A 13,624-nucleotide genomic window follows, 5' to 3' on the forward strand; every position below is an offset into this window, starting at 1 on the left:
GATTGAGCCAACTTTGTTGAACCAATCCAACAGCGCATATACCAACCCATCGTTCTCCGTAGTAAAAGTTAGGGTTCCGCAGTTTCAGTTCTCCCCTCCCTCTGAAATCAACTCGAAGCTCATTAGCCGGCAGGCTGTGAAATCCCATTGACAAACCTTGAGCAGGCGCTTAGCAGAAATTGCTAGGCGCCTCTATAATATTACTTTACTGGTAAGCCTTTATTATGGAAACCAATGAAATAAAAAAATGGCTTTCGAGCGATATATTTATATTCTTCAAACAAGGCAAACCATATCTTTGGGATTTTAGAAACCATCGTCAATTTGAAATATCTACAGAAGAATTTACGAGACTGTCTGAATTTGCTGAAGGCTCGGAGATCAAACAAGATAACGTAGATCAAGCGATAACTGAGGCAGGAATATTAACCAATAGCCCGTCTAATGAGGAGGAGTGGGGTTGGGATTTTCTGGCAAGGATCTATCACATTGGTACATCACACCCGAACGCACCATCCCCCTATGAACCTTCTCAACATATAGAATACGCTAAAAGCTATTTAGATTTTTGCCAATCAATCCATGCCTCTTCTCCGGAAGTGCTAATAAAAAAAAGAGGAACAAAAAGTTTATTACCAACTCCAAATTATCAAGAACTAATCAATGCGAGCCTATGGCACACACTAGTTAAAAGGCAAACCTGTAGAGATTTTTATGATGAAAACATTTCCCTTGAATCACTTTCAACCATCCTTGGAGGCACCCTCGGAGCAGTGGATCGAGGCGAATACGATTCACCTGTAGGAGTGCAACGTTTTGGTTATAGACGTACGTCACCTTCTGCTGGGGGACTTCAAGCTACTGAAGGTTATGTATGGGTAAGAAAAGTTAAAGATATCACTCCAGGCATTTACCACTATGTAAATGACGAACACTATTTAGAAGAGGTATCCCCTCTACCTAATGATCCGTTATCCACGCTTTTATGCAACCAGCACTGGTGCGATGATTTAGCCTTCGCCATATTTTTCGTTGCAAAATTCGATGTAATGTGGTGGAAGTATCCTCACTCTAGGGCTTATCGTCCTATGCTCATGGACATAGGACATCTATCTCAAACTTTTCAGCTACTCGCAACAGCCTTAGGTCTGCAAACATGGTTGACAGGTTATTTCCATGATAAAGAAATCAACAATCTACTTAAATTAACAGAACCGAAGGAACAAGCAATATTTGTTGTGGGTGCCGGGCACGGTAGTGGCAGTGGTTATGATCGAACTGTTAGAAGGTTACTCGATGAAAACAGCTGAGCTAACTCCAAAAGAAACTTACAACAATTCTGGATTGAAAATCCTTAGCATGAAGGAAGGCCATGATGGGAGCATAGCTTTAATTAACAATGGAAAATTGGAGTTTGCTTTAGAGGCTGAAAAAGATAATGGATACCGATATGGCTGGGCCTCCCCTAGTACTTTTATTAAAGCATTAGAACTTTGCAATGAAACTCCAGACGTGATCGCCATGAGTGGCTGGAGTAAAGGAGCTAGCCCTGATGGGAGCCCAATCGGAGCAGGATACTCTGGTCTTGATAATCAACAAATAACAACCCAAAAATCGCTGGGTAAAGAAATCAATTTTTTCTCATCTTCCCATGAACGCTCACACCTTTTATGTGCATATGGTATGTCCCCATTTCCCCAGGGGCAACCGTGTTACGCTCTACTATGGGAGGGTCATTTTGGCTCATTTTATTATATCGACGAAAATATCAAAATCACCAAACTTGGCAATATCTTAGACCACCCAGGAAATAGATTTGCATTTCTTTATGCGATTGCCGATCCACTGTTTAATCTTGGAGCGGGCCAAATACGCTTGAGCGACGCCGGGAAACTGATGGCTTTAACTGCATACAGCTCCAAGGGGCCTATCGACCCTGAAGGCCAACAGATAATAAATACGCTCCTGGATGGGTCATTAGATTTTTCTTGCATTAACAAAGATAAATTCAAAGATAGCCCGTACTATAACCTCGGAGTCAACAACCCACGCTTTGCAACTCTCGCCGCACACTTTTCAAATGCACTTTATGAGGTATTCTTTTCCTTCGTAAGAGGAAACGTAAGGAGCAGCGCTCCTTTGCTTATCTCTGGCGGGTGCGGTCTTAATTGTGACTGGAACACAAAATGGATAGAGAGTAAATTATTTTCAGACGTCTTTATCCCTCCCTGCACTAATGACAGCGGCTCGGCGATAGGTACTGCCATCGACGCCCAATTCTTCTTTAGTGGAAATGCAAAAATACATTGGTCTCCCTATTCAGGAGAAGAGCCTTTACGGGACACTATAGAAGTTGAAGGGTTCACTCGGGAGACTTATAACGCTTCGCGCTTAGCCTCTCTACTCAGCAAAGGGTCAATATTTGGTTGGATTCAAGGACGCTACGAATTAGGTCCTCGAGCTCTTGGCAACCGATCACTTATTGCAGCTCCATACCCTAGGGATAACTTAGATAGACTTAATGCAATAAAGCTGAGAGAGAAATTCAGACCCATTGCCCCTGTCTGCTGTGAAGATGATATGGAAGAATATTTCAGCCCAGCATTCCCTTCTCCTTACATGCTTGAATTTAGGAAAGTAATCTCCCCTGCAATTCCAGCTGTTACTCATGCAGACAGCTCAGCCAGACCTCAATCTGTATCACATCATCAAAACCCAATGATGTATGAGCTATTAAAATCCTTTAAAGAACAGACAGGCATAGCCGTACTGTGTAACACCTCACTTAATTTCAACGGCTATGGTTTTATAAATAGCCTTTCAGACCTGAGAGCCTTTGCAGTACAAAATAATCTAGATGGATTTGTTTTCGAGAACGATATTTACCTGAAGATAGAAGCATAGATATGAACAATATGAGAGCGCTCCTAACCATAAATGCCCTGTCATCTCTTTCTCTCTGGATTGATTTCTTTCTTATTTTCTTGGTCCCAATTTATTTATGGAATTCCCAGCCATATGAAATAGCAACTCTCGCTTTTTCATTAGGTTCAGCCTCACTATTTTTAGGACCTATAGCCGGTGTAATTCTTGATCGAATACATATTAAAACCAGTTTACTTACAGGGATTTCGCTACGCTTCGTCACTACATTAGGCTTTTTTCTGGCACCTAGTTTCGAATGGTTTTTAATAATGGCCATACTTAAAGGCCTTTCTAACATTCTATACTTCCCAACAATTTCAATATCAATAAAACAATTGATCCAAGCAGATTCTAGAACGGATTTCTTTAGTTACTCAAGCCTACTAGACCAGATCACTAAAATCTCCACCCCACTTTTAGCTGGGATCCTCACTCTTTGGCTTCCCACGCAATCCATTTTTTTGATTTCAGCCGCACTGCTGCTCATGACCATACCTTTTCTAAAATACATCTGGTCCAGATTAGAACCTGCCCCATCAAGCAACAAACTCACTATTAAAGGTGTTCTTATTGACCTTTCAGATGGAGCTAAAATATTTCGATCTTTGGACTTCCAGTTAAAAATAGGTTTTTTCTACTCGTTATTAACTTCACTTGCTCTAGCTTGCTATGACCCTCACCTTGCATCACTCATAACATCTCTTCAGTTCCCAGCTGTAGTGTTTTCCTTGGTAGTATCTTCGACAGCAGCTGGAGCCGTATTCGCGGCCATCGGGGTTAAGACAAAATTTATAAAACTTAATGAGATTAAGCTTCGAACTCTTGGCTTAGCCCTTTTTAGCGTAGCTATTTTAGCGGCGTGTATTACCCTATATTTCGCCCCTATTATTCATCCTGCTTGCCTAATGTTTTTTTGGTTTGTAAATGGATTCGGTTACGAATTATTGATGATATCGTCCAATGTAATACTCCAAAATCTTTGCCCCGCCGCTAAACTAGGAAGAGTATCAGCATCATTCAGAAGCCTTCAGATGCTCTGCATTGTATTAGGGCCAACTCTAGGCAGCCTGCTTATTTCAGCATTCAGCCGAGCCTCTCCTTTTATCTTAGCATCCGCATTAATGCTATTTGCGACAACAATAGCAATCTACTTTCAATACTTCGCAAAGCGCCTTGACAACACAGAGTCTCAAACAACTTAGTTAAACATTGTGCTTTTAATCTCGGACATACTGGATGCAGCCCTGGACATCCGCGGGCGCATTTACTTGACTCACGAGTTGATATCCCTGAGTCACCAATTATCCTTTGACGACTGTTTCCGAAGCCAATCGACCTGGCTCCAAAAAACACAGCCCTCTCCACAAATCATTTTCTACTGCGCCATAGTTTTTCGACTGTCATCGTGGCCCCCATCATTAAAGGGGGCCTAAATGATCAGGCAGTGACCACTCTCTCGCTTGTCGCACTCATCGCAGGCTGTGCGAGCCAAAAGGCTGAATCACCCAAGCCGACATCCGCGTTCGATAGCAGTCGCAATCCTGAGTGGCTATCTCCGGACCTGTATCCCAATGGTGCTGTTCCAGCCAACGGGACCTCATGGCCCAGATCATCGACGTGACTATCCCCTCAGGGATGAGCCCAAGCATTCGAGATGCCATGCTCTACGTCGTGGACCGGTCGGGGTACACGCTCTGCTCACCGAGCACGCCTCACGTCAACATCCTGTACACCCGTCCTCTTCCAGCGGCCCAGTACAAGCTTGGGCCTATGACCTTGCGCAATACGCTGCAGGTCCTGGCCGGCCCTGCCTGGCAGGTTAAAGTTGATGAGGTGAATCGGCAGGTCTGCTTTGTGCTGCGCCCGGGATACCAGCTACCAGATCCGGTCGCCTCATCTGCGCAGCTCTATGCCGCTAAATCGCCGACCACACTGCCCCCGGCGCCCCCATCTGCTGACAAGGCCAGCTCTGTTGTTGTAACCGCCGTGCCTTCCGCCTCGGCAATCACAGCAGTAACGCCAACGAGTGTGCAGGGATCATCCGCCACCACCCAAACGCTTTCCCCAGTGGTACCTGCCAAGGACGGCCCTACTATCCCTAAAGCGGTGCCCAGCGCGGCTCCGAGCTCGAGTGCTGCACCAGTTACGTCACTTGCCAGTGCCTCTGCAGTGGCTTCGATGAAGGCTGTCCCTACAGTTACCACTGCGCCTCAACACCCCCCCATCCCAAACCCGGCCCCCATGAACCCGGCGCCCGTGTCTGCGAAGCCTCTGCCGGAGATCTGGACGGCCAGTACCGGATCAACTCTTCGCCAGAGCGTTGAGGCCTGGGCACAGAAGGCCAACTGAACGTTGCTGTGGGACCCAGAGGACCTGGACTACCCAATTGCTGCTCCATTGCGCTTTGAAGGCTCGTTCGAAGAAACAATCAAGCAGGTGTTCCCCCTCTACGACAAAGCGCCGCGCTCATTCGTAGTCGATGGCAGCGCTGCACAGCGGCTCATACGTATCGCTGAGAGAAAGAAAAAATGACTCCATTGTTCCGGTTTCGCTGGGCCGCGGTATTTGTGACCTTACCCCTGATCAGCAGCAGCCCTGACCTGCCAGCCCCACGAAGCAATCTCACATCAGTTGCAATAACCGGATAATACGATCATAGCCACAGTTTTAATGAATCGCCGAGAACCAAAGCTGCAGGCTAGGTGTTCTATCCGTTATGATCGAGCCCCTCAAAGGTCCTCCCTAACGTTGCAAGCAGGCGTAAAAAACGAGTCACCTCTTAAGTTAAAGGGAAGTCAATTACAATCATGACATCAAGGAAGCACAAGTTATATTTCAAAGGGATATCCATTGCTATACTGACCACTTTATCAGCGATAGCTATCGGAATAAATCTTGAAGATAGTAAGGATACCAACGGAATGCAGAGTATTCAGTTTCAAAAAATAATTGATCTAAGCCATATTATTAGTCCCACTATCCCGCTCTGGCCTAACGACCCTCAAGTTGAGTTTGACGTAATAGCCTTACAAGAAAAAGACGGTTATTACCTGCGCCGCTTCAGTATTGGCGAGCACAGCGCGACCCACATGAATGCTCCCAATAGTTTTTATCCTAACGCCATTGGAATAGACGCCTATAAACCAGAGTCGTTGGTACGCCCGGCGGTCGTGATTGATATACGAGCCAAGACTAAAGATAACCCGGACTATGTGATTGACCTTCAAGATATAGAGAAATGGGAACAGGCCAATGGCCATATTCCCCAAAACTCTTTGGTTTTATTTTATACAGGATGGCAAGCCCTGTGGAATGATCCCAAGCGTTTTATCAATGAAGACGCGAAAGGCCCACACTTTCCGGGTGTGGGCGCTGCCACGACCAAATTTCTACTCGAAGAGCGCAAGATAGCTGGTGTCGGCATAGATACACATGGTGTGGATCCTGGCCAAGATACAGTTTACGCCACCAACCGCCAAATTTTGGCGGGAAATGGTATCGTCCTAGAGTGCTTAACCAATCTCGATCAGCTACCTGCAAAGGGTTCAACTCTGGTCATTGGTGTTCTTAGACTTAAAGAGGGGTCAGGTTCTCCTGTTTCCGTAATGGCGTTTTTGCCCTGAGGGCATTTCAACCTGAAGCTCAACCCGCTACCGAAGCACTGGCCCGCAATTGCTGGTAGTTGGCTGCATGCTGAAGTACTCGGGTCAGGCTTTGGAAGTTTGCCGGTTTGGTTAAAATATCATTGGCACCGGCGGCCTTAAAGCGCTTTATTTCGCTAGAAAACGCGCTTGCAGTAAACGCAACAATGTAGCAAGTATCGCCCAATGGTAGGTTACGAATTCTGCGGATGGCTTCTAGCCCATCCATAACAGGCATATTTATATCCATGAATATAATGTCTGGAGTCCATGTCATACACTGATTGACTGCCTCCAGACCATCTGACGCAAGCGTAGGTGCATACCCAAGCGCCTGCAGCATTTCCAAGGCAACTTTTTGGTTAATCGGGTGATTTTCCACCAATAAGATATTGAGACAATAATTTCTAGAAAAAGACGAGTCGAAGCTCACCACTAGCTTATGATCATTTTCGGAGGGGATTTCCGAAGCTGAAAAAGGCTCTATGGGGAGAGAGAAGGAAAATGTTGATCCAACCCCAGGTTCACTAGTAAAGGATAAAGTCCCTCCTTGCGCCTCGACTAAATTCTTGCAAATTGAAAGGCCGAGACCGCTACCGGTAAAGCGTTGATTCGTCGATCCTTTGAGTTGGGCGAAGGGCATAAATAGGTTGTCTTGCCGCTCCCTAGGGATACCTATTCCGGTATCGGATATGGAGAAGTCCAGTTGAGATCGAGAGGGAGAACTGCTGGTCTTGACCTGGAGCGAAACTGTTCCACTTTCGGTAAATTTTACTGCATTCCCCATTAAATTGATCAGTATCTGACGAAGGCAGTCGATATCGATTTTTACCAAAGTTGGCACATTCGGTGATACCTGAGCCTCAATAATGATTGGCTTGTCCTGAACATTTTGCCTGATCATTTCAAGGCTGGAGGACACCAACTTTCTTACTTCAAATACACTAGGCCTCAACTCAAGTTTTCCCGCTTCGATTTTTGCCAGATCGAGAATATTATCGATAAGAGACAGCAAGACTCGCCCACTAGTATGAATCGTGTTCACCAGACCACTTTGCTCGACACTTAAAGAAGAAGCGGCTAGTAATTCAGTCGCACCAATAACTCCGTACATAGGCGTGCGAATCTCATGACTCATAGTGGCTAAAAATCTAGTTTTTGAGCGATCAGCATCCTCGGCGGCATTTTTTGCCTGGCTCAAAACCTGTTCATTTACTTGCAGTTGCTGGAGATGAGTCCGCATACGGAATAAGTCAATCACAAACAAAAGACTAAAGGCGAGAAATACCAAAATGGCAAGTATGATATGGTGCAAGGAATCCTGTTTAAGTTGCTGGTAGTAGTTGGACAACAATATCTCTGCGCCAGCTACATAAATCGTGCCGTCTTGAGACTTCATTGGGATGAAAACCGCACGAAAATCCCCCCAATGATCCGTGTAATCAATCCAAGTCGGCTCCGTACGATCAAAACTATCTAGCAGAGCCTGACTAGCATCAGGATAGGGATCAAAAAAGCGTACAAAATTCTGCTCTTGAATTTCCTTTTCTAATGCGCTTGAGCTGACCAGATAGGCTTTCCCTGACCGTTTTATTACACTGTAGACAAAGGTAGTACCCATTGACTCGTTGAACTGAGAAAGTCGCTGAATAGTGTTCCAGTCTTCAGCCTCCGATTTGGACTGTTTGTCTACCAAGTTATCATGGTAACGGTCGCCGAGGATGGCCGCCCCTCCCAAAGCAGCATGCTGCAGCTTATCATTAAGATTAGCCGTGAGAATTCCTTTAGTCTCGGCATAGAGGTAGTAAATATAGCCACTAACACCTACGATATAAACCAAGAGAAAAGCCCATGTCTTCCGTCTGATTTTGAACATTCATGACAGCCTCCATACCGTCATCTTGATCATAGTTTGCTTTTGAATATTTTCAAGCCTCGATGAGTTATAATTCACCTGACCGAGTATATGGTTCCTCTATAGACAGTAGATGATCATGCAGTTGACCACTCTCTCGCTTGTCGCGCTCATCGTAGGCTGTGCGAGCCAAAAGGCTGAATCACCAAAGCCAACATTTGCATTCGAAGGAAAACGAAATATTTAAAATTAAAAATTGTTCATCGAGCCTTTGAGTTAAACAGTGGAAAACCGGCTATCAAGCTGAATAATGTGGAAACTAAAGCACCAAGCACGCCTCCAGAAAAAACTTCCCTCAACTCAGGAGCAATTCCCTTGGGTGAACTTAGCAGCATAGAAGAAACAAATCCAAACATATATAAAGTAATAGCACCCAGCAGTGATCCGCATAAAACCACGCTGACAATGCTTAACACTTTTCTGCTTTTCAGAAAAACCACAAGCGGAATCCCAAATAGCAGGCTTGGTAAGTAGCTAAACAATAGTGAAAATCCCAGAAGAAAAGCCGCCTGCCTTAGATCGGACAAATGAAATGCGATCAAGAACAATACTGAGGGCAGCAAAGGTGCGAGAGCAAAACCTAACCAAACCCGTCGATTAAACATAACTCCCTCACTTAGCGTCTCTAGGTCTCGCCAAGAATACTAGACCTCTCCTTACTCGACGTCTAATTCATCCCTACCTGCTTTCAGGCAACTCTGATCCATCTTAGAATACTCGTACAGAAAATCCTTTATCAACCTTCAACTTGAAAAGTATTCGATGGGAACATTCGCAGGCGGCAAAAACTCCTTTCTCCATGGCGATAGCCCTTTATTTAAATACTACTTCTTTATTTCCGATCTGATACTCCGGCACCTGAGCCGAAAAAGTGCAATTCATAATAGTGCTCAATCTTACCCCTTGCATGTCCGCCGCCCACTCAGATGTAAAGTTAGGCTAACCTGAATCATCACCAGTGCATTGATAATCTATAAATTCAAAATCTGCCGCCCCATCAGCATAAGCCAAGCCCAATTGGACCATGCCAAAGCATATTCCAGCACCCAAAAACTTTCGAGAAAGCATTATTCCTTTCTGCTCCATAAATTTCTACACCCTACGCTTTGGGACTAAAACTAAATCGACCCTCCTTGATTGAACACTTATCTACACATGCTTGTGACCCACCTCAGAACCCTTCCTTCCAAAAAGTTCTGTCTAGTTCATAGGGATCCACACTAAAACCTTGGGGGAACTCCTTAAACCCTGGTGCCAGTGAAATATCTAACGCGGCTTCATTGGCCAACTCAGCAGTACTATAAATACCAATTATCTTAACATCCTCTCTATCTCCATATTCGGAAATATGCTGCAGTATGTACACAATCATAACTCACCCACCATTAATCGCAGTCAAACTGCCGCCTTCCCTTGAGCCAACCCACGCGCCACCTACTAATTTAAAGTCAATACCTTCCCCTTCATCCAAGGTTAATTTTATGCTCATACTATTTATAAAAAGATTTCTTGAGTAACTATACGTCCACGATCCGACCATACTGTTGTAATAGCGCTTAAAGCTCAGTCCCCGTCCACCCTCATAGTCAGAATCAACAAAGTACTCATTGCCATTTAAGGGATTAATAGGGTCTATAACGAAGACATTCTCAACTCCGCAAATAGAGCTTTCTCCACCGGTCTTTGTCAGATCGTCAGGGACAACTCCCGCGTATTGATCAATCGTTCTTGAATAAAACGTGCCATACCAAGGTGTATAGTATCCAAAGGAATATGCGCCAACTGTGCTGTATGGATTTACACCAAGTACACACTGCTGACCGGAGCCAAACAATATCACGAACTGTTTTTGATAACCTAGACAGTCGCTGTATGCTTCAGCATTAGTGGTCGCCCAAGTAGGCAAGTGAGCCAAACCGGAAAGTAGGAATACGAGTGCAAAACAAATCTTCCTCCCCACTTACAATCTCCCTATAACGAAAAGTCATAATCCATATTATCCCAACAAACATTTATAGCTGTTCTTGGCGTGCTCGCAAATTTTTCATGACTGGATGAACACAAATAAAAACGCTCAGCAGCCCAGTATTCATTTCCGGCTGCGCGGTTTCTGACTGCCTGTCATCGTGGCCCCCATCATTAAAGGGGGCCTAAATGATCAGGCAGTTGACCACTCTCTCGCTTGTCGCACTCATCGCAGGCTGTGCGAGCCAAAAGGCTGAATCACCCAAGCCAACATCCGCGTTCGATAGCAGTCGCAATCCTGAGTGGCTGTCTCCGGATCTGTATCCCAATGGTGCTGTTCCTGCGAAAGAACCCGTTGTTCGGTACGGCCGCTACACCCTGGTCAGCACCGAACCTGGTTCCAGCCAACGGGACCTCATGGCCCAGATCATCGACGTGACTATCCCCTCAGGGATGAGCCCAAGCATTCGAGATGCCATGCTCTACGTCGTGGACCGGTCGGGGTACACGCTCTGCTCACCGAGCACGCCTCACGTCAACATCCTGTACACCCGTCCTCTTCCAGCGGCCCAGTACAAGCTTGGGCCTATGACCTTGCGCAATACGCTGCAGGTCCTGGCCGGCCCTGCCTGGCAGGTTAAAGTTGATGAGGTGAATCGGCAGGTCTGCTTTGTGCTGCGCCCGGGATACCAGCTACCAGATCCGGTCGCCTCATCTGCGCAGCTCTATGCCGCTAAATCGCCGACCACACTGCCCCCGGCGCCCCCATCTGCTGACAAGGCCAGCTCTGTTGTTGTAACCGCCGTGCCTTCCGCCTCGGCAATCACAGCAGTAACGCCAACGAGTGTGCAGGGATCATCCGCCACCACCCAAACGCTTTCCCCAGTGGTACCCGCCAAGGACGGCCCTTCTATCCATAAAGCGGTGCCCAACGTGGCTCCGAACTCCAGTGCTGTACCAGTTACGTCACTCGCCAGTTCATCTGCAGTGGCTTCGATGAAGGCCGTACCTGCAGTTACCACTGCGCCTCAACAGTCCCCCATCTCAAACCCGGCGCCCGTGCCTGCAAAGCCTCTGTCGGAGATCTGGACGGCCAGTACCGGATCAACTCTTCGCCAGAGCGTTGAAGCCTGGGCACAGAAGGCCAACTGGACGTTGCTGTGGGAGCAGGAGGACCTGGACTACCCAATTGCTGCTCCATTGCACTTTGAAGGCTCGTTCGAAGAAGCAATCAAGCAGGTGTTCCCTCTCTACGACAAAGCGCCGCGCTCATTCGTAGTCGATGGCAGCGCTGCACAGCGGCTCATACATATCGCTGAGAGAAAGAAAAAATGACTCCATTGTTCCGGTTTCGCTGGGCCGCGGTCCTTGTGACCTTACCCCTGATCAGCAGCTGCGCCGTGCAGCGCGTGAACGACTCCGCGAGTCGCGCAGAGAACGAGGCGTCAACCGCTCGCCAGTACAACGGCTACCTCCAAAACCAACAGCCCGAGCCCGCTCGAGATACCGTCATTTTCAGTGAAAAACCCTGGGTGTCGACCCAACCACTGGTGACCAAGCGTGGTCTCCCTCTGAATCTCGACAGGGACATTGCCTATCGACCGGCATCGACGGTTTCTCTCTCTGAAGTCGCTCAGTTCATCACGCGAGAAACCGGTCTGCCGGTGGTTGTCGCACCCGATGCGCTAAACCCATCCATCTTGTCCTCCCGCCCCGGCAACAGCAGCGCCGCTGCGGCTCCTCCTGCCGTCAACATGAGCAATCCGGATAACTTGGCTGCGCTGATGCCAACCGGGCTGGCAGGCAGCCTTCCTAGCGGCGCAAGAAGCTTGGAGAGCGAATTGCTGTCGGGTACACCTGGCCTGATCAGTGGAATCAAGTTCTCCGGCCCAGTCTCAGCACTGTTGAACCAGGTCACGTCTCGCTTGGGCCTTTCCTGGCACTACGATCCCCAGCTGCAGGGTGCTCGAATCACCTACTTCGACACCAGGACCTTCGACGTCTGGGCCTTTGGTGACGACCAGGTCATCGAAAGTGTCGTCAAGTCCGGGTTGATCACCTCGACAGGGAGTGGGTCTAACGGATCCAGTGGCACTTCGTCTGGCACTGGAGCATCGGGAGACTCCGGCAGTAACCAAAGCACAACGGTTCAGATCAAAACATCGCTGCTCAGCGACATCGAGAATAACGTCAAAGCCATGCTCAGCACCCAGCCTGCTGGGCGGATTTTCCTCTCGCGCTCGACTGGTACGCTGACCGTAAGTGACCGTCCTGAGGTCCTCAACCGCATCGCAAGCTACCTGCAGAGTACAAACCGAAACATCACCAGGCAGGTGCTGTTCAACGTCAAGATCTTCGAAGTCAACTTCACCGATCGCGACCAGACCGCTGTCAACTGGAAAGCCGTCTACAAGTCGGTCTCAGGAAAGTGGGGGCTCTCTCTCGCCAATAAGGTCGCCGGTATCAGTACCGATGCCATCTCCGGCTCTGTCAGTATCCTCGACACGTCCAGTTCGCCCTGGGCCGGTTCCAGCGCCGTAATCCAAGCCCTTTCAGAACAGGGTCGAATCTCGGACGTTCGCTCGCCTTCCATCACCACCCTGAATCTACAGCCGGCGCCTATCCAAATTGGCAACGTAAAAAGTTACGTGGCCTCCAGCTCTACCACCACCACGGCATCGGTCGGATCCAGCACCTCTCTCACGCCTGCAACAATCACCAGTGGCTTCAACATGATGCTGCTGCCGAAGATCATCGACCGAGACAACATGTTGCTGATGATCAGCATCAGCATGAGCAGCAAGCCAACGTTCACGACGTTCACCAGCAATGGTTCCAGTGTCCAAACTGCTGACTTCGACACCAAGAACGCAGCGCCCAAGGTCCTACTGCGCTCAGGTCAGACGCTGGTTCTCACTGGCTTCGAAGAGAACACCGAGAACGCGAACAAAACAGGCGTTGGTGATGCCAGCTTCTTCGGTCTGGGTGGCAGCCGTACACGCAGTAGCGATCATTCGGCTGTCGTTGTCCTGGTAACACCTGTGGTGCTGCCTGACGACTTAGGCGCCAGTACCCAAAGCCAGCCTTCACCGGTTCCTGTCACAGCTCAGGCTATCAATACCGTCCCCTCAACCTTCTGCAGGCCTCCTATGCGTGCCTGCCATACGTTGTAAGGGCC

At 47.8% G+C, this 13,624-nt stretch carries 10 protein-coding genes and 1 pseudogene; 7 read left to right on the plus strand and 4 right to left on the minus strand.

All coding sequences use genetic code 11. From position 1 onward, the window contains the following. Positions 1–224: 224 nt before the first annotated feature. The 5 genes and pseudogenes from CAG11_RS19060 to CAG11_RS19080 all read left to right on the plus strand — a co-directional run bounded on the left by CAG11_RS19060 (position 225) and on the right by CAG11_RS19080 (position 6,548). A complete protein-coding gene (locus CAG11_RS19060) occupies positions 225–1,310 on the plus strand; it encodes a SagB/ThcOx family dehydrogenase (protein ID WP_085597428.1) in 1,086 nt (361 codons plus the stop codon). After that, entirely contained in the window at positions 1,270–2,904 is a 1,635-nt protein-coding gene (locus tag CAG11_RS19065; RefSeq protein WP_218191782.1) for a carbamoyltransferase C-terminal domain-containing protein, read from the plus strand. Before CAG11_RS19060 ends, CAG11_RS19065 begins: the two co-directional genes overlap by 41 nt. 2 nt (positions 2,905–2,906) lie before the next feature. Continuing rightward, complete coding sequence (locus CAG11_RS19070; RefSeq protein ID WP_085597430.1) at positions 2,907–4,127, plus strand: MFS transporter; 1,221 nt, start codon at positions 2,907–2,909, stop codon at positions 4,125–4,127. 215 nt (positions 4,128–4,342) lie between these two features. Further along, positions 4,343–5,457, plus strand: a pseudogene (locus tag CAG11_RS19075) (TcpQ domain-containing protein). 389 nt (positions 5,458–5,846) lie between these two features. After that, positions 5,847–6,548: a cyclase family protein gene (locus CAG11_RS19080; RefSeq protein WP_177409143.1), complete on the plus strand. Its 702-nt coding sequence runs from the start codon at positions 5,847–5,849 to the stop codon at positions 6,546–6,548. Positions 6,549–6,567: 19 nt separating this feature from the next. On the opposite strand, the gene CAG11_RS19085 is transcribed toward CAG11_RS19080, so the two are convergent. The 4 genes from CAG11_RS19085 to CAG11_RS33245 all read right to left on the minus strand — a co-directional run bounded on the left by CAG11_RS19085 (position 6,568) and on the right by CAG11_RS33245 (position 10,441). Continuing rightward, positions 6,568–8,442 carry an ATP-binding protein gene (locus CAG11_RS19085; RefSeq protein WP_085597432.1) on the minus strand — a complete coding sequence of 625 codons (1,875 nt, stop codon included), beginning with the start codon at positions 8,440–8,442 and terminating at the stop codon, positions 6,568–6,570. Between the two features lie 239 nt (positions 8,443–8,681). Then, a complete protein-coding gene (locus CAG11_RS33235) occupies positions 8,682–9,086 on the minus strand; it encodes a hypothetical protein (RefSeq protein ID WP_143494632.1) in 405 nt (134 codons plus the stop codon). 566 nt (positions 9,087–9,652) lie between these two features. Then, entirely contained in the window at positions 9,653–9,853 is a 201-nt protein-coding gene (locus tag CAG11_RS33240) for a hypothetical protein (protein WP_143494634.1), read from the minus strand. A 3-nt stretch (positions 9,854–9,856) separates the two neighbouring features. After that, positions 9,857–10,441: a hypothetical protein gene (locus CAG11_RS33245; protein WP_143494636.1), complete on the minus strand. Its 585-nt coding sequence runs from the start codon at positions 10,439–10,441 to the stop codon at positions 9,857–9,859. Between the two features lie 194 nt (positions 10,442–10,635). Here CAG11_RS33245 and CAG11_RS19090 point away from each other — a divergent pair, with 194 nt between their 5' ends. Together CAG11_RS19090 and CAG11_RS19095 are read left to right on the plus strand one after the other, a co-directional pair. Continuing rightward, a complete protein-coding gene (locus CAG11_RS19090) occupies positions 10,636–11,781 on the plus strand; it encodes a TcpQ domain-containing protein (RefSeq protein WP_085597433.1) in 1,146 nt (381 codons plus the stop codon). Beyond that, positions 11,778–13,619, plus strand: coding sequence for a PilN family type IVB pilus formation outer membrane protein (locus CAG11_RS19095; protein ID WP_085597434.1), 1,842 nt, complete (start codon positions 11,778–11,780; stop codon positions 13,617–13,619). The genes CAG11_RS19090 and CAG11_RS19095 overlap by 4 nt, the downstream gene beginning before the upstream one ends. Positions 13,620–13,624: the final 5 nt, after the last annotated feature.

Source organism: Pseudomonas sp. B6(2017) (assembly GCF_002112765.1).
Taxonomy (GTDB): domain Bacteria; phylum Pseudomonadota; class Gammaproteobacteria; order Pseudomonadales; family Pseudomonadaceae; genus Aquipseudomonas; species Aquipseudomonas piscis.

What these genes read in the sequence shown, in the direction of transcription:
- CAG11_RS19060 (WP_085597428.1), top strand. Translation starts at nt 225, where the DNA reads ATGGAAACCAATGAAATAAAAAAATGGCTTTCGAGCGATATATTTATA.
- CAG11_RS19065 (WP_218191782.1), top strand. Translation starts at nt 1,270, where the DNA reads ATGATCGAACTGTTAGAAGGTTACTCGATGAAAACAGCTGAGCTAACT.
- CAG11_RS19070 (WP_085597430.1), top strand. Translation starts at nt 2,907, where the DNA reads ATGAACAATATGAGAGCGCTCCTAACCATAAATGCCCTGTCATCTCTT.
- CAG11_RS19080 (WP_177409143.1), top strand. Translation starts at nt 5,847, where the DNA reads ATGCAGAGTATTCAGTTTCAAAAAATAATTGATCTAAGCCATATTATT.
- CAG11_RS19085 (WP_085597432.1), bottom strand. Translation starts at nt 8,442, where the DNA reads ATGTTCAAAATCAGACGGAAGACATGGGCTTTTCTCTTGGTTTATATC.
- CAG11_RS33235 (WP_143494632.1), bottom strand. Translation starts at nt 9,086, where the DNA reads ATGTTTAATCGACGGGTTTGGTTAGGTTTTGCTCTCGCACCTTTGCTG.
- CAG11_RS33240 (WP_143494634.1), bottom strand. Translation starts at nt 9,853, where the DNA reads ATGATTGTGTACATACTGCAGCATATTTCCGAATATGGAGATAGAGAG.
- CAG11_RS19090 (WP_085597433.1), top strand. Translation starts at nt 10,636, where the DNA reads ATGATCAGGCAGTTGACCACTCTCTCGCTTGTCGCACTCATCGCAGGC.
- CAG11_RS19095 (WP_085597434.1), top strand. Translation starts at nt 11,778, where the DNA reads ATGACTCCATTGTTCCGGTTTCGCTGGGCCGCGGTCCTTGTGACCTTA.